The organism is Paenisporosarcina sp. NPDC076907 (assembly GCF_050269735.1).
Taxonomy (GTDB): domain Bacteria; phylum Bacillota; class Bacilli; order Bacillales_A; family Planococcaceae; genus Paenisporosarcina.
In genome coordinates this window covers 547,484-569,518 of record NZ_JBNNIX010000002.1, presented here as the reverse complement: position 1 = coordinate 569,518, position 22,035 = coordinate 547,484, and the positions used below count along the sequence as shown (strand labels likewise).

The following is a 22,035-nucleotide window of genomic DNA, read 5'->3' as shown; positions in this document are numbered from 1 at the left end:
TTTGTAATTGGAGGGAAACACATCATGACAAAAAAAGTAATCGTACTGGGAGAAGCACGTGAAGGTGCTTTACGTAATGTATCTTTTGAAACTATCGCTGCTGCTAAGAAAATTTCAGGCGGCGGAGAAGTAGTAGCAGTTCTTTTAGGAGACTCTGTTCAATCTCTAGCAACTGAAATGATTCATTATGGAGCTGACCGTGCTATCACTGTCGAGCACCCACATTTGAAATCATATACATCTGACGGCTTCAGCCAAGCATTTATGGCTGTTGTTGAAAGTGAAAGCCCGGATGCAGTTGTTTTCGGACACACAGCATTAGGGAAAGACTTATCACCAAAAGTAGCAAGTAAATTAAAATCAGGTCTTGTTTCTGATGTAACTGATATCGAAGGAGAAGGCGCAGACGTAGTATTTATCCGCCCGATCTTCTCTGGTAAAGCATTTGAAAAAGTGAAAATCAAAGACGGTATTGATTTCATCACAATTCGTCCTAACAATATTGAGCCTTTAGCTCACGATGCTAGCCGAACTGGCGATGTATCATCATTATCTGTGGACATCACAAACCTGCGCACTGTCATTAAAGAAGTTGTACGTAAATCAACTGAAGGCGTAGATTTATCAGAAGCGAAAGTAATTGTTGCTGGTGGTCGTGGCGTGAAGAGCGAAGATGGTTTTGAACCATTAAAAGAACTTGCAAATCTTTTAGGCGGCGCTGTTGGTGCATCTCGTGGTGCATGTGACGCTGACTACTGTGATTACTCACTTCAAATTGGTCAAACAGGTAAAGTTGTAACACCGGATCTTTACATTGCAGCAGGTATTTCTGGAGCGATCCAGCATTTAGCTGGTATGTCTAACTCAAAAATCATCGTTGCAATCAACAAAGATCCTGAAGCAAACATTTTCAAAGTAGCAGACTATGGGATTGTCGGTGACTTGTTCGAAGTCATCCCAATGTTGACTGAAGAATTCAAGAAATTGAAAGCTAACTAATCGTGAAATTGACTCCGCCAAGCGAAAGCTTGCGGAGTTTTTTTGTGTTTATGTGAGTTGCTCCAAAATCGCGAAAGTTGCTCCCAAATTTGAAAAGTTGCTCCCAAATTATTGAAAGTTGCTCCTATTTTCGAAGAGTTGCTCCAAAAGTCGGAAGTTGCTTAAAAAAGAGGACATTTGCTCCTGCATGCCACAAGAAAGAATACGTCCAAAGGGAGTTTGGTCGAATTCTTTGTGACAAGTAACCGCTGGAGCAATCTTTTATGCGACAAGTAACCGCAGGAGCACGTATTCTTTGAACAGTGAATTCCACAAGTATGTTTTTTACATACTTGTTATCACACGTAAATCGTGCGACCAGCGTAAATGTGTGTAAAAACAGAGTAAGTGTTGCAAATATTTGTTTTGAAATTGAACAAAAACGGGTACATGATAAATATCGCTTCAGCTTCATTGCTTAGTGTTCATCTTGTTCATTTTGGCTATCAAAAGGTTGAGCAAAAAAGTAGAAGCAGTATTTACCACATGCTATACTACGTTTAGAGTTTGTATTTAGAGGAGGATGTTTTAATATGGCAATTGTACACGGAACAGATCAAAGCTTTTCAAGTGAAATTTCAGACGGCTTAGTATTAGTCGATTTTTGGGCACCTTGGTGTGGACCTTGTAAAATGATCGCTCCAGTTCTTGAAGAATTAGATGCTGACATGGATGGTAAAGTGAAAATCGTAAAAGTTGATGTAGATGAAAACCAAGAAACAGCTAGCAATTTCGGCATTATGTCAATTCCGACGTTAGTACTTTTCAAAGACGGGCAACCTGTCGATAAAGTTGTTGGTTTCAACCCGAAAGAAGCTTTAGCTGAATTAGTTAACAAACACGCATAATTTATAGCTTTTAATTTTTATAGTGTAAAAGACATATTATTAAAACCGGGTACCCATGGGCACCCGGTTTTTTTCAACAGGTGATGATAATGATGAATGACTTAATACAACAGAAATGTGCGATTCTACCTGACCAGCCCGGTGTTTATTTAATGAAAGACCGACAAGGAACCATTATTTACGTGGGCAAGGCAAAAGTTTTGAAAAATCGGGTCCGTTCTTATTTTACTGGAAGTCATGATGGCAAAACGCAACGCCTCGTTCAGGAAATAGAAGATTTTGAGTATATCGTTACGTCTTCAGATATTGAAGCGTTGATTTTGGAACTGAATTTAATCAAAAAGCATGATCCGAAATATAACATCATGCTCAAAGATGATAAAACATATCCTTATATTAAAATAACAGGTGAGAAACATCCGAAATTGATTACAACAAGGATTGTTAAAAAGGATAAAGGGAAATATTTCGGCCCTTACCCGAACGCTTATGCAGCGAGTGAAACGAAAAAATTACTCGATCGGCTTTACCCATTGCGGAAATGTCCGACTTTGCCAGATCGCGTATGCTTGTATTACCACTTAGGCCAGTGTCTTGCACCATGTGTAAAAACAATCGAACAAGATGCTTATCGGAAAATTATTGATGAAATTACCCGTTTCCTAAATGGTGGATACCAACAAGTGAAACATGAATTGACGGAAAAAATGTCATCAGCTGCAGAAAACTTAGAGTTTGAGAGAGCAAAGGAATACCGTGACCAAATCACACATATTGAAACCGTTATGGAAAAACAAAAAATGACGACGAATGATTTTACCGACCGTGATATTTTTGGCTTTGCAGTAGCTAAAGGTTGGATGTGTGTTCAAGTATTCTTTGTCCGCCAAGGCAAGTTAATCGAACGCGATGTATCTGTATTTCCGTTATATCAAGATCCTGACGATGAATTTCTGACATTCCTTGGTCAGTTTTATGATAAACCCCATCATATCAAGCCTAAAGAAGTGTTTTTACCAAGCACCGTCGACTTGCAACTGGCAAATCAACTCCTTGAGATAAAAGTAGCTTCACCAAGCCGAGGCAAGAAAAAACAAATGATCGATTTGGCGACGAAGAACGCCGAAATCGCCATCCGTGAAAAGTTCCAGCTTATTGATCGACAAGAACAACGGACGATTGGGGCGGTTGAAGAGCTTGGAAAAGCAATGGATATTGCACCGCCTCTACGAATTGAGGCATTCGATAATTCACATATTTACGGAGCAGATGCAGTTTCGGCGATGGTATCGTTTATTGACGGAAGGCCAAACAAAAAAGACTACCGTAAATATAAAACGAAAACCGCTGCCGCTCATGATGACTACGGGGCGATGCGGGAAGTTATTCGCAGACGTTATACTCGGGTATTAAGAGACGAATTACCACTGCCCGACCTAATCGTCATTGACGGAGGGAAAGGACAGATGGAAATCGCGCGCGAAGTAATTGAAGATGAACTCGGTTTATCCATACCGATTGCGGGATTGGCTAAAGACGCGAAGCATCAGACATCTTCGTTGTTATATGGCGAACCACCACAAATCATTCCTTTGAAAAGAACGAGTGAAGGTTTTTATTTACTCCAGCGGATACAGGATGAAGTCCATCGATTTGCGATTACATTCCATCGCCAACAGCGTGGAAAACAAACCATTGCGTCTGCTTTGGATGGTTTCGAAGGAATCGGTCCGAAACGAAAAAAAATGTTATTGAAACATTTCGGTTCTGTAAAACGTATTAAGGAAGCTTCCGTGGAAGAGCTGAAACAATCAGGTTTACCATTGCAAATCGCGGAAACCATGTCCGCTTATTTTCAAAATGAGTCATTGTCAAAAGAGTGAGTATATGATATTGTTGACTCACTGAAATTGAATCACTAAAACGATTGTTCGACAAAGAGCTTCTGCTTTTGTTGAACAACCAATAATAAGTGGTGATAGAGGCGCGAAAATCAACAGTAACTTTCTCGAGGATGAACAGATCCTTTGAAGGAAAGCGAAAGGGAAATTCGCCGAAGTTCGACATACTGTTTCTGATGTCGCGCTGGTTTTGCATTGAACAAATGCAGGATTGTCAGAATCTAATCGATTCTGGAGGGCTATCTCACATGGACGCTTCTTTTGAACGTACATGCATGGAGACAGCCTTTCCCGATTACTCGTGGATAGTCTGTCTTTTTTTAGCTTCTTTGGAAATAAGGGAGAGTTTACATTGAGTCGTATTGTTATGAAATTTGGTGGAACATCAGTCGGAAATACGGAAAGAATCCGAAACGTTGCAAAACGAATTATCGGAGAAACTGCAAAAGGCCATGAAATCGTTGTAGTGGTTTCGGCCATGGGCAAAACGACAGATGAGTTAATGAGTCTGGCTGGCGATTTATCAGCTGAACCATCAAAACGTGAAATGGACATGTTGTTGTCGACAGGGGAACAAGTAACGATTGCTTTGTTGACAATGGCACTTCAACATATGGGACAGGATGCGGTATCGTTTACAGGTTGGCAGGCAGGAGTCGGAACGGAATCCGTTCATCGCAACGCACGTATTGAACATATCGATACGATTCGCATGGAACAGGCTTTATCGGACGGAAAAGTGGTAGTTGTTGCCGGATTCCAGGGATTGGATGCGTATGGAGAGATTACGACACTTGGACGTGGTGGCTCGGATACGACAGCTGTTGCAATTGCAGCAGCACTAAGCGCAGACCAATGCGATATTTATACCGATGTTGATGGAATTTATACATCAGACCCACGATATGTGGATGGTGCACGAAAACTGCAGGAGCTTTCCTATGACGAAATGTTGGAACTTGCTAACTTAGGAGCAGGGGTTTTGCATCCTCGTGCAGTTGAATTCGCTAAAAATTATTGCATGCCACTTAGTGTCCGCTCGAGCTTAAGTGAAGATACAGGGACCATATTATTGGAGGAACCAACGATGGAAAAAAACTTAGTTGTGCGTGGTGTGGCATTTGAACCGGAAATCGTAAGGATTACCGTTGGATATGAAGTGCCTTTTAACGGCTCACTCGCTAAAATTTTCACTACACTTGCAAAACATCATGTAAACGTAGATATTATTGTTCAAAGTATTATGGAAGGCGTGCAACCAAGCGTTTCATTCTCCATTAAAAAAGAGGATTTTGCAGAAACCGTTCAAGTATTGGAAAGTAAGAAAACTGAGCTCGGATACCAGTCCACTAATTTTGAAGTAGGCTTGGCCAAAGTTTCGATCGTGGGTTCAGGGATGGTTTCAAATCCAGGGGTTGCTGCCCAAATGTTCGATCGCCTTCGGAAAGAAGGAATTCCGGTGAAAATGGTCAGTACTTCGGAAATTAAAGTTTCGGTTGTTGTGCCTGAAAATGTCATGTTGCAAGCAACAAATGCATTGCATGACGAATTTGGATTAGCTGCAGTTCGAGTGTAAAAACATTTCATGATATGATGGAAGTAGGTTAATAGTTTCATGATCATCATGAGAGGCAGTGAAAGAAATGAACTGGCATATCGTGGAGGATTTAATCAAAAAAGCACAACGTGATGGGCAGTTTGACAATTTGCCGGGAGCGGGAAAGCCGCTGCCACCAGATGAATTTGCCCATTACCCAGAAGATATTCGTATGGTAATGCGCATTTTGAAGAACTCAGGGCATGACGATGAAGCTCAATTCGTAAAAGAAGAAATGAGCGAATTGCAGCATCAAATGAAAAAAGCCACACAACGTGAAAAAACAGAGCTGGAACAGCAGTATAATCAAAGACTTACACAACTGAACCGTATGTTATCGAAAAAAGGAATGAAAACAAATAGCAGTGCCTTTAAACAATATCAAACCGAATTAAACAATCGTTTAAAGTGGGATTGAAAAAAGCGGGCAGACACTCCAATTAGAAGTGTCTGCCCGCTTTCTTGGTTGAAACCGTTGGAAAAGTGTAACCTTGAAGTCACTGAATGGTCGCTCAGTCGGAATTTTTTACGTTGACGTCTGAAAAAAGTGACACGACGTCTGAAAAAAACGCAGTGACGTCTGAAAAAACAGAGTTCACGTCTGAAAAAGCTCAAAAACAGCATGCACCACAAAAGGTGCATGCTGTTTTAGCAGTTAACTTTTTCTTTCAAGTCCCATTTAACGTGGAATTGAACGGCGTTTTTCTTCAGTTGTTTTTCTTCAAAGCATTCAGTCATAAAGCCACCCAATTTTTGTTGCTGTTGAGCAAGAAATCCAGCTTCAAGACGGAAACAACGTTTTTCGATTTGAAGAGCATCCGGGTCGCCAGTTAAGACATAAAAGGCTTCACCCTTCGAAAGTTGTTCTATCTTCAATTGTCCCCATCCAGCTTCCTCGAAAAAAGAAACCGTTTCTTCCATGGAAAACATCTGGAACTTGCGGGCTAGATCTTTTCCTGCCCAATATAAGATATCTTCTTCATGTTTGCCTAAAATTGTCGAAAGTACATGATCTCGAATTAATTCGTAACCAAAAGTGGGTACCTTATTTGCCTCTGTTATTGTCATATGAATCCCGCTTTCTGGCTAAATTGCCTTCAAACTTTTTTAATATAAGAATTTCCATGGACGAGGTAGTGAAAATACTGCAGAATCGAGAATTTACCTGCATATAAATGCCTTATGTAGTGGGCTACCTTGCCTTGACGCTCCCTTATGATGGGAGTACAATAAACATGTCATAATATTGTACCATGATGAGATATGCAGTCAATGTTGCTTTCGTTCTACACGAAGGTCTAAATTTGTCTGTCTATTTTAAAGTAATGAGGGGGGTAACAGTCTTGTCGAAAGATAGTGAATTTTATTTACGCCGGTTGCATTCTCTACTTGGAATTATTCCAATAGGTTTGTTCGTGGCACAGCATTTGGTTATTAACCATTTTGCTACGCAGGGACCAGAGGCATTTAACAAAGCTTCGCACTTTATGGAAAGTTTACCATTCGTTTTATTTTTGGAATGGTTTGTCATTTACATTCCTTTAATGTTCCATGCATTCTATGGTGTGTACATATCTTTTACAGCAAAAAGTAACACACAGCGTTATGGCACATTCCGTAACTGGATGTTTGTTTTACAACGTGTAACAGGAGTTATTCTTGTCGTGTTTATTGCATGGCATATATTCGAGACAAGATTCCAAAAAGCAATTGGTGCTGATGAAGTTAACTTTGACATGATGGCTGATATTTTAGCAAATCCATTAATGTTTGTATTCTACGTGGTTGGTGTTGTGTCTGCAACATTCCATTTAGCTAACGGTATTTGGTCATTCTTGGTAAGCTGGGGTATCACTCAATCACCTAGGTCACAACGAATTTCAACTTACGTGACGATGGGTATCTTCTTAGCATTGACAGTAATCGGCGTTCGTGCACTTCTTGCATTCATGTAATAAGTTTCTGAAATTGCTTGATTACTATTAAAAAGAGGAGTGAGATGAATCATGGCAAAAAGTAAATTGATTGTTGTCGGCGGTGGTCTAGCTGGTTTAATGGCAACAATGAAAGCAGCAGAACAAGGAACAACAGTAGAATTATTCTCATTAGTTCCTGTTAAACGCTCACACTCAGTGTGTGCACAGGGCGGAATTAACGGAGCATTAAATACAAAAGGTGAAGGCGATTCAACTGACAATCACTTTGATGATACAGTATACGGCGGGGATTTCCTTGCAAATCAACCACCAGTAAAAGCATTGGCAGAAGCAGCACCTGGTATCATTCGATTATTCGATCGTATGGGTGTTATGTTCAACCGTACACCTGAAGGGTTATTAGATTTCCGTCGTTTCGGGGGAACAATGTTCCATCGTACAGCTTTCGCCGGCGCTACAACTGGTCAACAATTGCTTTATGCACTTGATGAACAAGTACGTCGCTACGAAGTTGACGGTCTTGTAACGAAATACGAAAACTGGGAATTCCTAGGTGCAATCTTAGATGACGACGGCGTATGTCGTGGAATCATGGCTCAAGACTTGAAAACTATGGAAATTCGTCCTTTCCGTGGTGACGCTGTCATCATGGCAACAGGTGGTCCTGGTATTATTTTCGGTAAATCAACAAACTCTATAATCAATACAGGCTCTGCAGCTTCAATTGTATATCAACAAGGTGCAACCTACGCAAATGGCGAATTCATTCAAATTCACCCGACAGCGATTCCAGGAGATGACAAACTTCGTTTAATGTCCGAATCAGCGCGTGGTGAAGGTGGGCGTATTTGGACATATAAAGACGGTAAACCTTGGTACTTCCTTGAAGAAAAATATCCTAGTTATGGGAACTTGGTACCTCGTGATATCGCAACTCGCGAAATTTTTGATGTGTGTGTTAACCAAAAACTTGGGGTTAACGGCGAAAACATGGTATTCTTGGATCTTTCTCACAAAGACCCGAAAGAATTGGATATCAAGCTAGGCGGAATCATTGAAATTTATGAGAAATTCACAGGTGAAGATCCCCGTAAACTTCCAATGAAAATCTTCCCGGCAGTCCATTATTCAATGGGCGGACTATGGGTTGACTACGATCAAATGACAACTATTCCTGGTTTATTTGCTGCAGGTGAGTGTGATTACTCTCAACATGGTGCAAACCGACTTGGAGCAAACTCATTACTTTCTGCAATTTATGGCGGAATGGTTGCAGGTCCTAACGCAGTTAAATATATGAGTGGACTAAAAACTCATGCTGAAGATATGCCTTCAACAATTTTTGATGCACACACGGCTGCAGAGCAACAAAAATGGGATGAAATTATGTCTCTTGACGGTACTGAAAATGCATATGTCTTGCATAAAGAGCTTGGCGAATGGATGACAGATAACGTAACAGTTGTTCGTTATAACGACCGTTTACAAGCAACTGATGAAAAAATTCAAGAACTTCTTGAGCGATTTAATAATATCAACATTAATGACACTCAAAAGTGGTCCAATCAAGGTGCTACTTTCGCGCGTCAATTGAAAAATATGCTATACTTAGCTCGCGTTATTACTCAAGGTGCATTGTTACGTGATGAAAGTCGTGGTGCTCACTACAAGCCAGATTTCCCAGAACGAGATGATGAGCAATTCATGAAAACAACTATGGCGAATTTTGATCCAGCTACTGGAGCGCCAGTCATTCATTATGAAGAAATAGATGTTTCATTAATTCCACCACGTAAACGTGACTATTCATCGAAAGGGGATTAATAATCATGAACGCAACAGCAACTAAAACCGTCGTTTTTGAGATCCTTCGTCAAGATTCAACGGATTCTACACCTTATTGGGAAAAATTCGAGTTAGATTATCGTCCAAATATGAACGTTATTTCTGGATTAATGGAAATTCGTCGTAATCCAGTAAATACAGATGGCAAACACACAACCCCTGTAAACTGGGATATGAACTGTTTGGAAGAAGTATGTGGAGCATGTTCGATGGTCATTAATGGCCGTCCACGTCAATCATGTACAGCTCTAGTTGACAAATTGGAGCAACCTATTCGCTTAGAACCAATGAAAACATTCCCAGTTGTACGCGATCTTATAGTTGACCGTACACGTATGTTTGATTCATTGAAAAAAGTTAAAGCTTGGGTTCCAATTGATGGATCTTATGATCTAGGCGATGGACCACGTATGCCTGAACGTAAACGTCAATGGGCATATGAACTATCTAAATGTATGACTTGTGGCGTTTGTTTGGAGGCTTGTCCAAACGTAAACACAAATTCAGATTTCATGGGCCCAGCACCGTTATCACAAGTACGTCTTATGAATGCGCATCCAACGGGTGCCATGAATAGAGACGAGCGTCTAAATGCCATCATGGGTGATGGTGGACTTGCAAACTGTGGTAACTCTCAAAACTGTGTTGTAGCATGTCCAAAAGGAATTCCTTTGACAACTTCTATCGCAGCTCTAAACCGTGACACAACGGTTCAAATGTTCAAAAACTTCTTCGGAAGCGACCACATGGTTGACTAAGAAGAACTTAATTTGTCAGCCTCCCGCATTTTTCGGGAGGCTGCTTTTTTGTTTAAAGAAGTGTGCGGGGGGCGTTAAGTTGCTGAAACAGCTTCGAAATCGAAGCGTAGCCATTTTTTCAATCCAGTAATTCCGCCAGAATTAGGAGATAAATGGTTAGTTACCCCTATGAAGGAAGAAGTTGCCCCAATCATGGTAGAAGTTGCCTCAATATCTCATAGTTGCCCCTATCCACACCAATCCCTATACAAATTTCTCCATTTCTATCCATTAAATTCTTTCCTCTTGTAAAGAAACTTTGTTACAATAACATCAACAATGAATCGCCATTCATAAAATATATAAATCAAAGGAGTTATTCATTATGCGTGCATCTTACATCCAAGACCCAGAGCAATGGGCAAGTGGGTTCCAATTTTCAGTACCGGTTCAAGTGCGTTTCAGTGAAACGGATATGTATGGACATCTGAACAATACATATAACTTTTCTTATTTCGAGTTTGCGAGAATTGAATATCTGAAACACATTGGCTTGATGAATGATTGGCTGGATCCAAAAGGGACGACGATTCCGGTCGTCGCGGACTTGCAGTGCGATTATGTTAAACAGGTTTTCTTTGATGAAAAGCTTCAGATTCATGTAAAGGCAGATTCAGTGGGTTCTTCTTCAGTGGATATTCATTACCATGCAACAAACGAAAAAGGGCAAACTGTTTTCACGGGTAGAGGAACAATTGTCCAAATAAGCAAGGCAACTGGCAAGGGTTTTCCGTGGACGGAAGAAGAAAAATCGTTATTCCTACCCAATTAGCCGTCACCGCCTTTTATCTTCTGACATACGTTACAAGGAAGAGTGGATAGGAGGGGCGTATTTTGTCAGAACGAGCACATCATCGTTCATTATTGACCGGACGAGAAAGAGAAATTTTTCAATTGTTAGTGCGTGATTATTCAACGAAAGATATTTCCATTCAACTCAAAATCAGTGAGAAAACTGTGAGAAATCACATCTCGAATACCATCCAGAAGTTGGGCGTATCCGGGAGATCACAAGCAATACTCGAACTTTTACGACTTGGCGAATTAGCACTAGACTGAGTAGGTCTTGCCAATTTCCACAAAAGACGTCACAATGAATACACAAGTAACCGTATTCAGGGAGTGGATTTAGCACATGACAGAGCAAATTTCGAACAAAGAACTTCACCATAACCAGGAACAAGTAGCTTTCCTGGAAAAAGAACTTCGTTATATATCAGGCATTATCAAACAAAAAGGTCGTCAGATTTTAAGTAACTATACGGTAACCCCACCTCAATTCGTTGCATTGCAATGGTTGTTTGAACATGGGGACATGACGATTGGTGATCTTTCGACAAAAATGTATTTGGCATTCAGTACGACGACGGATTTGGTCGACCGAATGGAAAAGAACCAACTTGTCATGCGTGTACGTGATGAGCAAGATCGACGCGTCGTTCGCATTCATTTATTAAAAGAAGGCGAACGCGTGATTGAAGAAGTTATTCAAAAACGTCAAGATTATTTGCAAGATATTCTCTCTGATTTTGATGCTTCAGAAGTGCAGAAGTTGTCGAGCCTTCTTCAAAAACTTCATGTAGAAATGAAAGAGGATTGAGGCGAATCTCGTGAATGCACCCATCGGCGTGATCGATTCAGGTGTTGGCGGCTTAACGGTTGTCAAAGAACTAATGCGACGATTGCCCAATGAACAATTCCTCTACATTGGAGATACAGCGAGATGCCCATATGGACCGCGTTCAGCAACTGAAGTGCGGAAATTCACATGGCAATTGGCGGAAGCACTAAAAGCGCAATCCATAAAAATGCTCGTTGTCGCGTGTAATACAGCAACAGCGGTCGCACTTGAATCCTTACAAAAATATTGCCCGTTCCCTGTCGTAGGAGTTATTTTCCCCGGGGCCCGAGCAGCTATAAAAGCTACAAGACGTTCTGAAGTCTGTATTTTAGGTACAGTAGGTACTATTCAAAGTGGTGCTTACGAGTTGGCTTTAAAGGCTTTGTCGTCTTCATGTCATACTGTTCCACTTGCTTGCCCCGCATTCGTACCACTTGTAGAAAGTGGCGAATATGAAGGTGACTTTGCGAAAGCTTTAGTTGAAAAAACACTTGAACCACTGCAGAATGAATCATTTGATACGTTAATTTTAGGGTGTACACATTACCCGTTATTACAGGATCATATTGAACGGGCGGTTGGTCCACATGTGAAAGTTCTTTCATCAGCCGAAGAAACGGCAGACGAAGTGGACGCGATCCTCAACTATTACCAGAAGCAAAGAGAACACCCAAGCGGGCAGCCGCACATATTTTATACAACAGGTTCCATACCGATGTTCAAGACCATTATTACGAAATGGCTTGAAATCGAAAACCCAAAGATTCAACAAATATCATTTCAATAAAAACCTGGAATTCCTTGAAAGAGGAATTTCCGGGTTTTGATTCGTTTAAAGCATATGTGATACGATAAGTGCGCGAAGGTATATAAGGAGGCAATTAACAAATGAGACATGATGGACGAAATACTAAACAACTGAGACCAGTAACAATCGAGACGGATTATTTGGTACATCCGGAAGGTTCCGTATTAATAACAGTAGGACAAACAAAAGTAATTTGTACGGCAACGATTGAAGAACGCGTACCACATTTCTTACGTGGACAAGGCAAAGGATGGATCACGGCTGAATATTCGATGCTTCCAAGAGCCACAGGTTCACGAACACAACGTGAAGCGTCAAAAGGCAAAATTGGTGGACGTACGATGGAAATTCAACGTCTCATTGGACGAGCTTTGCGAGCAGTCGTTAATCTAGAAGCTTTAGGTGAGCGCACATTGTGGATTGACTGTGACGTGATCCAGGCTGACGGCGGGACACGTACAGCATCGATTACAGGTGCATTTGTTGCGATGACGATGGCGATTGCTAAGTTACAAGATGACAAACAACTTCCTGAATTTCCTGTAACGGATTTTCTTGCTGCGACGAGCGTAGGAATTGATGGTGAACTTGGAGCGATTCTTGATTTGAACTACATTGAAGATTCATCCGCAAATGTCGATATGAATATTATCCAGACTGGTTCTGGTCAATTTGTGGAACTACAAGGTACCGGTGAAGAAGCAACGTTTACAAGACAACAATTGAATGAACTGCTCGATCTTGGGGATGAAGGCATTCAGCAGTTAATTGCCATCCAGAAAGAAGTGCTTGGTGAAATGGCTGACCGAATCAGCCCGAAGCTAGGGGCATTGTCATGAAACAAGTAATTATTGCAACGAAAAATAAAGGCAAAGCGAAAGACTTCGAAGCAATTTTCAACCCGTTTGGTTTTGAAGTTTTAACGCTCCATGATGTGGCAAATGACATGGACGTTGAAGAAACCGGCACAACGTTTGAAGAAAATGCTGTTCTAAAAGCGGAGGCGCTTGCTGAGCGCTTACAAACATTCGTCATTGCTGATGACAGCGGTCTAGCAATTGACGCCTTAAATGGCTCGCCAGGCGTCTATTCTGCTCGTTACGCAGGAGAAGAAAAAAGTGATGAAGCCAACATGCGCAAAGTGTTAACTGAACTTGAAGGTGTAGAAGACGAAAATCGGACTGCTCGTTTTTGCTGCGCGATTGCACTGGCAGGACCTAATATGGAGACGAAGACTGCATTCGGAACGTGTGAAGGCGTTATTGCTCATGAGAAGAAGGGCGAGAATGGCTTTGGTTATGACCCAATCTTCTTTGTGCCGACACTTGGCAAAATGATGGCTGAGTTACAGCCTTCAGAAAAAGCGGCGATTTCACATCGTGGAAATGCCATTAAAAAAATTAAAGCTGAATTACCCAACTTGTTGAAATAAGGTGGCGAGTACATGCGTATTTTAGTAATGAGTGATACTCATGGTGAAACAAAGTCAATTGATCAGGTAAGGCAACACGTCGGCCCAGTAGATGCAATCTTTCATTGCGGGGATAGCGAACTAGATGCAAGTCATGCATCACTGGATTCGGCTTTTGTTGTTCAAGGGAATTGCGATTGGGATTCCTCGTTTCCCGAAGAAGTATTTACTGAAATAAACGGTGTGAAAATTTTTATGGCGCATGGTCATTTATACCAAGTAAAATCGACCATGCTGCCAATCAGTTATCGTGCTCAGGAATATGACGCTGACTTGGTATTGTTCGGTCATTCGCATTTACTGGGTGCAGAGCAGGTTTGTGGCACAGTATTTGTCAATCCAGGAAGCTTAGAATTGCCTAGAGGGCGCAAGGAAAAAAGTTATGGAATCATTGAAAAGTCCCCAGTGAAATGGACTGTGACATTCTTTTCGGATAAACATGAAACGCTAGAACAAGTAACTTTTAAAATTAATGAAAAATAACGTTGACTTTTGGTGGTAGCATTTCTATAATAAGTATTGTCTTTCATTTCTGAAGAGAACTGAAACACACAAGTCTCAGTAGCTCAGCTGGATAGAGCAACGCCCTTCTAAGGCGTCGGTCGGGGGTTCGAATCCCTCCTGGGACGTATAAAGGTTATAATTGAATATATTAATAACCGAAGGGAATCGCTTCAAACCTATGTATTACAGGGTTTGTGGCGTTTTTTTATGTTTAGGAGGAATCATGTGATAGTTATAAAAAAGCTTAGAGTAGGATTTTACACAAGATTTACACAAGCTATTGTTTTAATACAGAAGTGAGCTCCTCAAAGATGCGAGATGTTTGCTCTGAATAGCTCTTTTAACAAGTGAGCATAAGTAGAAGTCGTAATATCAATTGTTGCGTGACCTAATCGTTCAGATCAGACCTTGCTACCATTGTAAAACAGAGCTGTAGTAAATTATAAATCCATGGAGACAATCACGAAGCATTATTCAGAAGTGCCGAACATCAACAGCGTGCTGTACGACATTAAGAGCAAAACACCAGCAACGATTGAGTGGAATTGTTTGAAAAAGTCGAAATGTTTTTTTAGTAAGTAATGTGATATCGACAACAAGTTACAAAGGTATTTTGTTATGTTTATTGTAAAAAAGAGGTAATAACATGTTAAATAATTTTGGCTTATTGGATTGGACAATTGTATTTTTAATTATGGTATTAGTCATGGGTGCTGTTTCAATAAAAGGAGTGGAACATTATAAGGGGGATGAGGATCTGAAAATAAGGTGATTTTTGTTAATCAATAGGAAAATAGAGTGCTTAAATGAATAATTATATATGGGCATTAAATAAGAGCAACTGGATATACTCAGTTGGCTCTTCGCTTTGAATCGAATATTGATTAATTAGTCTCTGGTAATTGGAAGCGGCGGTTTGTGTGTTCTGGTGTTCCTTCGCCAGCAAATTGACTTTTTGGATCTTTCCATTCACGTTTTGCTATATTTAGTTAAACGAATGTTTGTCGAAACCTATTCAAAGGTTCTTCTTTTCTTTCCCATCAGTTCTAGTAATATATCATGTATGACTAATTTGATAGTGATCTTTTGTTTTATTTAATGCTCCTCCATTATATTCAACCCATTTTTCTTTTTCTCGATCTACTGCACGATTTTGCCATTCAAACCACACAAATTCACATTCACTACAATGCGAATCTACACCACTATTATTGTTCCAATCTTTACGTATAAATAAAGTGCTTTTACGACAACTGTAGCAATAAATTACTTTATCATCACTTTTTATAAACATTCTTAACTTCCCCTCCAATATACTATATTTATTGTCTATTATTGGGCTGTTTATTCTTTAACCAAAAATTTTCTTAAGTAAATTGAAAATAATATTAATAGATGTATTAGTATTTCTTAGTTACATTTTTTATAGATAATGAAAAGGTATTAGGTTTAATATGGCAGGAATTAAATTATCAAAATCCAAAAACGAGACTACTAATTCAATTTAGTTTAGTAAAAAAGAAAAACACTCATTCCTTGATAAGGAGTTGAAGTGTTTTTCTTTTTGTTTTCAATATCAATGAAGTATATAAAAATGATTCGTGATCTACTCATTGAAATTCAAACCTATTGATGTCTACTTGAACCTAGCTTAACTAAAAAGAATACAAATATTAATTTGGATAACAACTTTTCCAAGATTAAAGGTAAAGTAGGATAGCAATAGGTGTTATGCTATTATAATTCCTTTAGATGTGTCCAAAATAATTTCCACATTTTTTAATGCGAAAATAGGTAGACTTGTTATTTAAGGATTTTCCACAATTGGATGATGGTATAATAGCGAGACGAGAAATCTGTGTGTAAATACGAAATCAATATCGGAGGTGTTAATATGAATAAAAAATGGACGATTGAAAATATTAGAGATTATGTTAAGAACAATTCAGAGTGTGCATTACTTTCTAAAGAGTATGTAGGATACTCTCAAAAACTATTGTTTAAATGTTCATGTGGAAATAATTTCGAAAAAACTTTGACTAAATTTAAAGGTAGTAATCAGAAGAAATGTCCAAATTGTTCTGAAGTTAAAGCTTCACGTTAATTTCTTTGATATAGAAAAGTTCGCTTATAACTTTACGTTGTCGTTAAATCCCTTCTTATCAAGCAGTGAAATGGTCACATAAAAGTCTTTTATCTTAAAGGCAAAGTGACTTCACTTTGGTAAAGAAGGTTTTTTATTGCAAAATTCGACAAATCGGCATTGTCGAGACAAACGAAGAAGAAGTATAATTCTCCCTAGATGCTTTATGGTTAAAGAAAAGGAGGGAATTTTGTGTTAGAAACTTTGTTACTAAATATCTTATTCTTAATTTTTCCTCTTCTGTTATTCGTCATTTTCTTTGATAATCGCAGACATTTTTATAATACGGCGTTTCTCATTGCCTTTTCCGCAGTCTCAATGATCTTGTGTATGGTGTATCCGATCCATCTGGAAATAGGATTTATTTTTGATTTAAGATACATACCGTTTATTATCGTCGCTCTTTACGGTGGTTATTTGAAGGTACTTCCTTTATATATCGTTTTGAATGTTTATCGTTTTATGATTGGTGGAGAGGGGACGATTCAATCCCTTTTATTTTCAACAGCAATCTTCATGATCGTGCCTTTAATCAGCAAAAAATTCCTTCGAGTAAACACGCAAAAGCGCATACTCATTGGCATTTTGGCTGCATTATTTACAATGGGTCTATATTTGACGACGCTCAGCACATTTTTTGATGAGTTAACGAAGGAATTCTGGTTGTTATCGTTCTTTTCCGTTTCCACGCATGTGTGCGTCATTATCTTGAATTTGTTGATGGTAGAAAAAGTATTGGACAATATTAAAAACCGCGAAAATTTCCTGCATGCAGAACGTCTTCATGTCATGAGTGAGCTTTCAGCAAGTGTTTCTCACGAAATCAGGAATCCGCTTACGGTGACCAATGGCTTTTTGCAACTTTTGAAGGGATCAAAGACGGTTACTTCAGATGAAAAAATGTACATTGATTATTCATTGAAAGAATTGGAACGGGCCGAGCAAATTGTCAGTGATTTCTTGGCATTTGCCAAACCACAATCTGAAAACATGGTGTATTCGAATTTGTATGAAGAATTTAGCTATGTAAAGAATATTCTTATGCCGTACGCGAGAATGAATCAGGTTGATATTCAATGTGAATTTACTAACACGCTTAATTTGAAATACGATAAAAATCAAATGCAGCAATGTCTTTTAAATTTATTTAAAAATGGCATCGAATCGATGAAAGAAAAAAGTGGAACTTTACATATTGAAGTCTTTGATCTCGAGCAAAATATCATCATTACCGTAAAAGATAGTGGGGTAGGAATGACTAACGATGAGATTCAAAAACTCGGGAAACCATACTACTCAACGAAAAAAGAAGGTACGGGGCTAGGCATGCTGATGGTATACGGAACAATCAGTAAAGTAAAAGGGAAAATAGATGTGGATAGTAAAAAAGGAATAGGAACAACATTTACAATTACCATTCCAGTTTGAGTTTACGTCATTCAAAATGAATAAAGCTTATGAAGAAAGGATGTGCTGAGAGGCGCATCCTTTTTTCATTTTGTGCTACTATATACGCAAGAGAAAGGCGGAATCCACATTGCGAAAAAAGTACGGAAAACTTCAAAAAAAAGAAAACATCATTGTCTTTCCGGGCATGGTGGACAGGCTCATATCTGAAGGACTCAAACATGCTGAAGATTTTCAATATGATTTAGCGGTGGATTCAATTAGACAAGCATTGACTTACATAGAAGCTGACGAACAAACGCTAGGTGTATATGCATACTCGTTGTATGAAATCCGGGAATTTGCAGAGGCTAAGACCGTTTGTGAAGAACTTTTGAAATTGGGTCCTACTTATTACTTTGAAACGATGGAGTTGTATGTCACGATTCTCATGGAGCTCCGTCAATTTGGTGAGGTAAAAGAAATTGTTGAATCATTGCTTGACGAAGGCGTTGTTCCTGTCGATAAACTCGATAAATTTGAGCAACTTCTGAAATTGAATGAACGTGTGGCTAAACAAAAAGGTGAAAAACTATTAGAAGATGTGCCGCATAACAACCAGATTGATGCCCGTTTGTTTCAATATGACACGTTTTCAAGATTTCCTGAGGACAAGCAACAGCAACTTTTGGTTGAACTGGATGGGGAAGATCTGACGTCAATTGAAAATGAACTGGTAACGATTATTGAAGATGATTTAATTTCACCGATAACGAAATCCTTCGCTTTGTTGTTAATGGTGCATAAAGGGATCAATCGAAATATATCTATTGAAAAGTTCGGTTACCAAACGGTAGTTAGTCCTAATGAACTTGTGGATCCTTCACAAACATCAAAGGTCGAGTCTGTCCTGAAGTTCACGGAAGAGGAACTTGTTCAAAATCCAACCAAGTTGGAAATGGTCCATGATTTGATCATTCGTCACTCATTTGCAACGTATCCGTTTGAATGGTTTTCGTTCGATGAGCAGGAAGTGGCTGAAGCTTACATAAACTATGTCGCTGGTATGTTGGGTGAAGAAGTGACTTGTGAAGGGGAGTTGTACGACTTGCTTGTCAAGATTGATGTCCTCTTTGAATTGCGAAGCATGTGAAAAAAGTTGAAAGTATGAGCGGGTGTGCTATACTAGAATGGTTGTCAAAATCATAGATAAGAATGATACTAACAATTGAAATTAATGATGGAGGTTGAATATATGTCAGTGAAATGGGAAAAACAAGAAGGTAACACAGGTATTCTAACTGTAGAAGTAGAAGCAGCAAAAGTAAAAGAAGGTTTAGACAAAGCTTTCAACAAGGTTGTTAAGCAAATTAACGTACCAGGTTTCCGTAAAGGGAAAATGCCACGTAAAATGTTCGAGCAACGTTTTGGTGCTGAATCTTTATACCAAGATGCTTTAGATTTCATTCTTCCAGATGCATACGCTGCAGCTGTTGAAGAAGCGGGAATCGATCCTGTTGATCGTCCTGAAATCGACATCGAAAAAATGGAGCAAGGCGAAAACTTGATCTTCAAAGCGACTGTTACAGTACGCCCTGAAGTAACTCTTGGAGATTACAAAGGCATCGAAGTTACTAAACAAGACGCTAACGTAACTGACGAAGATATCGAAGCTCAATTAAAAGAACAACAAACTCGTTTAGCTGAACTAGTTGTTAAAGAAGAAGAAGCAATCGTTGAAGGCGATACTGCTGTAATCGACTTCGAAGGATTCCTTGGAGAAGAAGCATTTGAAGGCGGCGCTGGTGAAGACCACGCACTTGAAATTGGTTCTGGTTCATTCATTCCAGGATTCGAAGAGCAATTGGTTGGCTTAAAAGCTGGCGAACAAAAAGATGTAGTTGTTACTTTCCCTGAAGAATACCATGCAGCTGAACTTGCTGGTAAAGAAGCTACTTTCAAAGTAACGGTGAAAGAAGTAAAAGGAAAAGAACTTCCTGAACTAAACGATGATTTCGCAAAAGAAATCGATAGCGAAGTTGAAGGTATCGAAGCTCTACGTACGAAATTAAAAGAACAAGCAGTTGAAGAAAAGAAAAACGCTTCTGAAGCTGGATTCAAAGATGAGTTAGTTGAGAAAGTTGCTGAAAACGCAACAATCGATATTCCTCAAGCTATGATCGACGCTGAAGTAGATCGTATGTTGAATGACTTCGCTCAACGTTTACAATCACAAGGCATGAACCTTGACCTTTACTACCAATTCTCAGGTCAAGATGAAAAAGCACTTCGTACACAAATGATCGAAGATGCGAACAAGCGTGTGAAAGTTTCATTAACACTTGAAGCAATCGCTGAAGCAGAAGGCTTAACAGCTTCTGAAGAAGAAGTGAATACTGAAATCGAAAAAATGTCTGGTCAATTCAACATGACTGCTGAACAAATTCGTACAGCACTTGGTGGAACTGGCGCACTTGAAAACGATATCCGTATGCAAAAAACAATCGACTTCTTAGTTGAAAACGCTAAAGTTACAGAATAATTTTTATACCTGCTTTTTTAAAACAAGGCGCGGACATATTGCCCGTGCCTTGTTTTGTCTCATACATAGGTAATGTCTGGTGATTGAACCAAAAGATTTATGTTCATGATGAAAAATAATGATCTAAGTTTTCATTAATCTTATTAGTTGATTCTAGTAGGAGAATCTTGTAAGATTGTGGCTTGAATAGGGGTGAATATTTTGTTCAAATTTAATGATGAAAAAGGGAATTTAAAGTGTTCCTTCTGTGGAAAATCCCAAGAACAAGTTCGTAAACTGGTCGCAGGACCTGGTGTATATATTTGCGATGAATGTATTGAATTATGTACAGAAATCGTAGAAGAAGAACTCGGTACAGAAGAAGAAACTGAGTTTAAAGAAGTTCCAAAACCAAAAGAAATCCTTTCCATTCTTGATGAATATGTAATTGGTCAGGAGCGAGCAAAAAAATCACTCGCTGTAGCTGTTTATAATCATTACAAACGCATCAATTCCAACAGCAAAATAGATGATGTTGAATTATCTAAATCGAATATCGTGATTTTGGGACCAACTGGTAGCGGTAAAACGTTACTAGCTCAAACTCTTGCACGCATTCTTAATGTACCATTCGCAATTGCGGACGCGACATCATTGACTGAAGCTGGATATGTTGGGGAAGATGTTGAGAACATTCTTTTGAAATTGATTCAATCTGCTGATTACGATGTTGAGAAAGCTGAAAAAGGCATTATTTATATCGATGAAATTGATAAAGTTGCCCGTAAATCAGAAAACCCATCAATTACGCGTGATGTTTCAGGTGAAGGTGTACAACAAGCACTTCTGAAAATATTAGAAGGCACAGTTGCAAGCGTTCCTCCTCAAGGTGGACGTAAACACCCTCATCAGGAATTCATTCAAATCGACACGACAAACATTTTGTTCATTGTCGGTGGAGCATTTGATGGTATTGACCAGATCATTAAACGTCGTTTAGGTCAAAAAGTGATTGGATTCGGTTCGGATCCGAACAAAAAAGATCCTGATGAATCTTCATTATTATCACAATTGATTCCTGAAGATTTATTGAAATTCGGATTAATCCCGGAATTCATCGGTCGTTTACCGGTATTGGCAAGCTTGGAACAGTTAAACGAGAGCGCTTTAGTGCAAATTTTAACTGAACCTAAAAATGCATTAGTGAAGCAATATCAAAAAATGATTGAATTGGATAATGTGAAATTGACATTCGAAGATGACGCATTGGTCGAAATTGCGAAACTTGCAATCGAGCGTAAAACAGGTGCACGTGGACTTCGTTCAATTATTGAATCTTTAATGTTAGATGTGATGTATGAATTACCTTCACGTGAAGATATTATAGAGTGTGTCATTACGAAAGAAACAGTAACTGAGACTTCAAGTCCTAAATTGGTTTTGGAAGACGGTACTGTACTCGATCAAAACGATGAGAAAACTTCAGCATAAATTGAGTTATAAAGAAAAGCTGGCTTCGATCGTGCGTATGCATACGCGCAGCTCGGATGTCAGCTTTTTCTTCCATATGTTTGATTTATGGTGAAAACGGACAAAATTGGACGGAGGTGACTTTCCA

The 22,035-nt window shown here is 39.2% G+C and carries 23 protein-coding genes, 1 tRNA gene, 1 pseudogene and 1 riboswitch; of the genes and pseudogenes, 23 read left to right on the top strand and 2 right to left on the bottom strand.

Annotated elements, in window-relative coordinates; all coding sequences use genetic code 11:
- Positions 1 to 24 precede the first annotated feature (24 nt).
- The 5 genes from ACQKEV_RS10565 to ACQKEV_RS10545 all read left to right on the top strand — a co-directional run bounded on the left by ACQKEV_RS10565 (position 25) and on the right by ACQKEV_RS10545 (position 5,802).
- Positions 25 to 999 carry an electron transfer flavoprotein subunit alpha/FixB family protein gene (locus ACQKEV_RS10565; RefSeq protein WP_427445228.1) on the top strand — a complete coding sequence of 325 codons (975 nt, stop codon included), beginning with the start codon at positions 25 to 27 and terminating at the stop codon, positions 997 to 999.
- A 572-nt stretch (positions 1,000 to 1,571) separates the two neighbouring features.
- On the top strand, positions 1,572 to 1,886 hold the full coding sequence (gene trxA, locus ACQKEV_RS10560) for a thioredoxin (RefSeq protein WP_427445230.1): 315 nt from the start codon (positions 1,572 to 1,574) through the stop codon (positions 1,884 to 1,886).
- 92 nt (positions 1,887 to 1,978) lie between these two features.
- Positions 1,979 to 3,769 carry an excinuclease ABC subunit UvrC gene (gene uvrC, locus ACQKEV_RS10555; RefSeq protein ID WP_427445232.1) on the top strand — a complete coding sequence of 597 codons (1,791 nt, stop codon included), beginning with the start codon at positions 1,979 to 1,981 and terminating at the stop codon, positions 3,767 to 3,769.
- Between the two features lie 88 nt (positions 3,770 to 3,857).
- A riboswitch (Lysine riboswitch) is annotated at positions 3,858 to 4,037 on the top strand.
- Between the two features lie 102 nt (positions 4,038 to 4,139).
- On the top strand, positions 4,140 to 5,363 hold the full coding sequence (locus ACQKEV_RS10550) for an aspartate kinase (protein ID WP_427445234.1): 1,224 nt from the start codon (positions 4,140 to 4,142) through the stop codon (positions 5,361 to 5,363).
- Between the two features lie 67 nt (positions 5,364 to 5,430).
- Positions 5,431 to 5,802, top strand: coding sequence for a DUF1992 domain-containing protein (locus ACQKEV_RS10545; RefSeq protein WP_427445236.1), 372 nt, complete (start codon positions 5,431 to 5,433; stop codon positions 5,800 to 5,802).
- A gap of 230 nt (positions 5,803 to 6,032) precedes the next feature.
- Here ACQKEV_RS10545 and ACQKEV_RS10540 read toward each other — a convergent pair whose 3' ends face one another.
- Complete coding sequence (locus ACQKEV_RS10540; protein ID WP_427445239.1) at positions 6,033 to 6,452, bottom strand: YslB family protein; 420 nt, start codon at positions 6,450 to 6,452, stop codon at positions 6,033 to 6,035.
- Between the two features lie 275 nt (positions 6,453 to 6,727).
- On the opposite strand from ACQKEV_RS10540, the gene ACQKEV_RS10535 reads away from it, so the two are divergent.
- From ACQKEV_RS10535 to ACQKEV_RS10475, 13 genes and pseudogenes are all read left to right on the top strand, one after another.
- Positions 6,728 to 7,339, top strand: a complete 612-nt coding sequence (locus ACQKEV_RS10535) for a succinate dehydrogenase cytochrome b558 subunit (RefSeq protein ID WP_427457867.1) — start codon at positions 6,728 to 6,730, stop codon at positions 7,337 to 7,339.
- A 51-nt stretch (positions 7,340 to 7,390) separates the two neighbouring features.
- The gene (gene sdhA, locus ACQKEV_RS10530) at positions 7,391 to 9,145 is read left to right on the top strand and encodes a succinate dehydrogenase flavoprotein subunit (RefSeq protein WP_427445243.1); all 1,755 of its coding nucleotides are present in this window, start codon (positions 7,391 to 7,393) and stop codon (positions 9,143 to 9,145) included.
- Between the two features lie 5 nt (positions 9,146 to 9,150).
- Positions 9,151 to 9,924, top strand: coding sequence for a succinate dehydrogenase iron-sulfur subunit (sdhB, locus tag ACQKEV_RS10525; protein WP_427445245.1), 774 nt, complete (start codon positions 9,151 to 9,153; stop codon positions 9,922 to 9,924).
- A 364-nt stretch (positions 9,925 to 10,288) separates the two neighbouring features.
- On the top strand, positions 10,289 to 10,735 hold the full coding sequence (locus ACQKEV_RS10520; RefSeq protein WP_427445248.1) for an acyl-CoA thioesterase: 447 nt from the start codon (positions 10,289 to 10,291) through the stop codon (positions 10,733 to 10,735).
- 62 nt (positions 10,736 to 10,797) lie between these two features.
- Complete coding sequence (locus ACQKEV_RS10515) at positions 10,798 to 11,022, top strand: helix-turn-helix domain-containing protein (protein ID WP_024534303.1); 225 nt, start codon at positions 10,798 to 10,800, stop codon at positions 11,020 to 11,022.
- Between the two features lie 76 nt (positions 11,023 to 11,098).
- Positions 11,099 to 11,563 carry a MarR family winged helix-turn-helix transcriptional regulator gene (locus tag ACQKEV_RS10510; RefSeq protein WP_427445251.1) on the top strand — a complete coding sequence of 155 codons (465 nt, stop codon included), beginning with the start codon at positions 11,099 to 11,101 and terminating at the stop codon, positions 11,561 to 11,563.
- A gap of 10 nt (positions 11,564 to 11,573) precedes the next feature.
- Positions 11,574 to 12,371, top strand: a complete 798-nt coding sequence (gene racE / locus ACQKEV_RS10505; RefSeq protein ID WP_427445254.1) for a glutamate racemase — start codon at positions 11,574 to 11,576, stop codon at positions 12,369 to 12,371.
- Between the two features lie 101 nt (positions 12,372 to 12,472).
- Complete coding sequence (rph, locus tag ACQKEV_RS10500) at positions 12,473 to 13,231, top strand: ribonuclease PH (protein ID WP_427445257.1); 759 nt, start codon at positions 12,473 to 12,475, stop codon at positions 13,229 to 13,231.
- A complete protein-coding gene (locus tag ACQKEV_RS10495; RefSeq protein ID WP_427445260.1) occupies positions 13,228 to 13,824 on the top strand; it encodes an XTP/dITP diphosphatase in 597 nt (198 codons plus the stop codon). Before rph ends, ACQKEV_RS10495 begins: the two co-directional genes overlap by 4 nt.
- Positions 13,825 to 13,836: 12 nt before the next feature.
- On the top strand, positions 13,837 to 14,346 hold the full coding sequence (locus ACQKEV_RS10490; RefSeq protein ID WP_427445262.1) for a metallophosphoesterase: 510 nt from the start codon (positions 13,837 to 13,839) through the stop codon (positions 14,344 to 14,346).
- 72 nt (positions 14,347 to 14,418) lie between these two features.
- Positions 14,419 to 14,492: transfer RNA gene (locus ACQKEV_RS10485), tRNA-Arg, on the top strand.
- A 322-nt stretch (positions 14,493 to 14,814) separates the two neighbouring features.
- Positions 14,815 to 14,949, top strand: a pseudogene (locus ACQKEV_RS10480) (hypothetical protein); the annotation flags it as partial.
- 64 nt (positions 14,950 to 15,013) lie between these two features.
- A complete protein-coding gene (locus ACQKEV_RS10475; protein ID WP_427445264.1) occupies positions 15,014 to 15,139 on the top strand; it encodes a hypothetical protein in 126 nt (41 codons plus the stop codon).
- Positions 15,140 to 15,424: 285 nt separating this feature from the next.
- Here ACQKEV_RS10475 and ACQKEV_RS10470 read toward each other — a convergent pair whose 3' ends face one another.
- Positions 15,425 to 15,661: a hypothetical protein gene (locus ACQKEV_RS10470; RefSeq protein ID WP_427445267.1), complete on the bottom strand. Its 237-nt coding sequence runs from the start codon at positions 15,659 to 15,661 to the stop codon at positions 15,425 to 15,427.
- 600 nt (positions 15,662 to 16,261) lie between these two features.
- Between ACQKEV_RS10470 and ACQKEV_RS10465 the strand changes: the two genes are divergently transcribed.
- The 5 genes from ACQKEV_RS10465 (at position 16,262) to clpX (ending at position 21,908) form a co-directional block, all read left to right on the top strand.
- The gene (locus ACQKEV_RS10465) at positions 16,262 to 16,471 is read left to right on the top strand and encodes a hypothetical protein (protein WP_427445269.1); all 210 of its coding nucleotides are present in this window, start codon (positions 16,262 to 16,264) and stop codon (positions 16,469 to 16,471) included.
- Between the two features lie 231 nt (positions 16,472 to 16,702).
- Positions 16,703 to 17,938 carry an ATP-binding protein gene (locus ACQKEV_RS10460; RefSeq protein ID WP_427445271.1) on the top strand — a complete coding sequence of 412 codons (1,236 nt, stop codon included), beginning with the start codon at positions 16,703 to 16,705 and terminating at the stop codon, positions 17,936 to 17,938.
- 109 nt (positions 17,939 to 18,047) lie between these two features.
- Positions 18,048 to 19,049 (top strand): hypothetical protein, encoded by a 1,002-nt coding sequence (locus ACQKEV_RS10455; protein WP_427445273.1) that lies wholly within the window; start codon positions 18,048 to 18,050, stop codon positions 19,047 to 19,049.
- A 102-nt stretch (positions 19,050 to 19,151) separates the two neighbouring features.
- A complete protein-coding gene (gene tig, locus ACQKEV_RS10450) occupies positions 19,152 to 20,438 on the top strand; it encodes a trigger factor (RefSeq protein ID WP_427445276.1) in 1,287 nt (428 codons plus the stop codon).
- Between the two features lie 201 nt (positions 20,439 to 20,639).
- Positions 20,640 to 21,908: an ATP-dependent protease ATP-binding subunit ClpX gene (clpX, locus tag ACQKEV_RS10445; RefSeq protein ID WP_427445279.1), complete on the top strand. Its 1,269-nt coding sequence runs from the start codon at positions 20,640 to 20,642 to the stop codon at positions 21,906 to 21,908.
- Positions 21,909 to 22,035: the final 127 nt, after the last annotated feature.

Bases quoted from the DNA above. Each gene is read 5' to 3' on its own strand.
- ACQKEV_RS10565 (WP_427445228.1), top strand. From the start codon at position 25: ATGACAAAAAAAGTAATCGTACTGGGAGAAGCACGTGAAGGTGCTTTA.
- trxA (WP_427445230.1), top strand. From the start codon at position 1,572: ATGGCAATTGTACACGGAACAGATCAAAGCTTTTCAAGTGAAATTTCA.
- uvrC (WP_427445232.1), top strand. From the start codon at position 1,979: ATGAATGACTTAATACAACAGAAATGTGCGATTCTACCTGACCAGCCC.
- ACQKEV_RS10545 (WP_427445236.1), top strand. From the start codon at position 5,431: ATGAACTGGCATATCGTGGAGGATTTAATCAAAAAAGCACAACGTGAT.
- ACQKEV_RS10540 (WP_427445239.1), bottom strand. From the start codon at position 6,452: ATGACAATAACAGAGGCAAATAAGGTACCCACTTTTGGTTACGAATTA.
- sdhA (WP_427445243.1), top strand. From the start codon at position 7,391: ATGGCAAAAAGTAAATTGATTGTTGTCGGCGGTGGTCTAGCTGGTTTA.
- sdhB (WP_427445245.1), top strand. From the start codon at position 9,151: ATGAACGCAACAGCAACTAAAACCGTCGTTTTTGAGATCCTTCGTCAA.
- ACQKEV_RS10520 (WP_427445248.1), top strand. From the start codon at position 10,289: ATGCGTGCATCTTACATCCAAGACCCAGAGCAATGGGCAAGTGGGTTC.
- ACQKEV_RS10510 (WP_427445251.1), top strand. From the start codon at position 11,099: ATGACAGAGCAAATTTCGAACAAAGAACTTCACCATAACCAGGAACAA.
- rph (WP_427445257.1), top strand. From the start codon at position 12,473: ATGAGACATGATGGACGAAATACTAAACAACTGAGACCAGTAACAATC.
- ACQKEV_RS10495 (WP_427445260.1), top strand. From the start codon at position 13,228: ATGAAACAAGTAATTATTGCAACGAAAAATAAAGGCAAAGCGAAAGAC.
- ACQKEV_RS10490 (WP_427445262.1), top strand. From the start codon at position 13,837: ATGCGTATTTTAGTAATGAGTGATACTCATGGTGAAACAAAGTCAATT.
- ACQKEV_RS10475 (WP_427445264.1), top strand. From the start codon at position 15,014: ATGTTAAATAATTTTGGCTTATTGGATTGGACAATTGTATTTTTAATT.
- ACQKEV_RS10470 (WP_427445267.1), bottom strand. From the start codon at position 15,661: ATGTTTATAAAAAGTGATGATAAAGTAATTTATTGCTACAGTTGTCGT.
- ACQKEV_RS10465 (WP_427445269.1), top strand. From the start codon at position 16,262: ATGAATAAAAAATGGACGATTGAAAATATTAGAGATTATGTTAAGAAC.
- tig (WP_427445276.1), top strand. From the start codon at position 19,152: ATGTCAGTGAAATGGGAAAAACAAGAAGGTAACACAGGTATTCTAACT.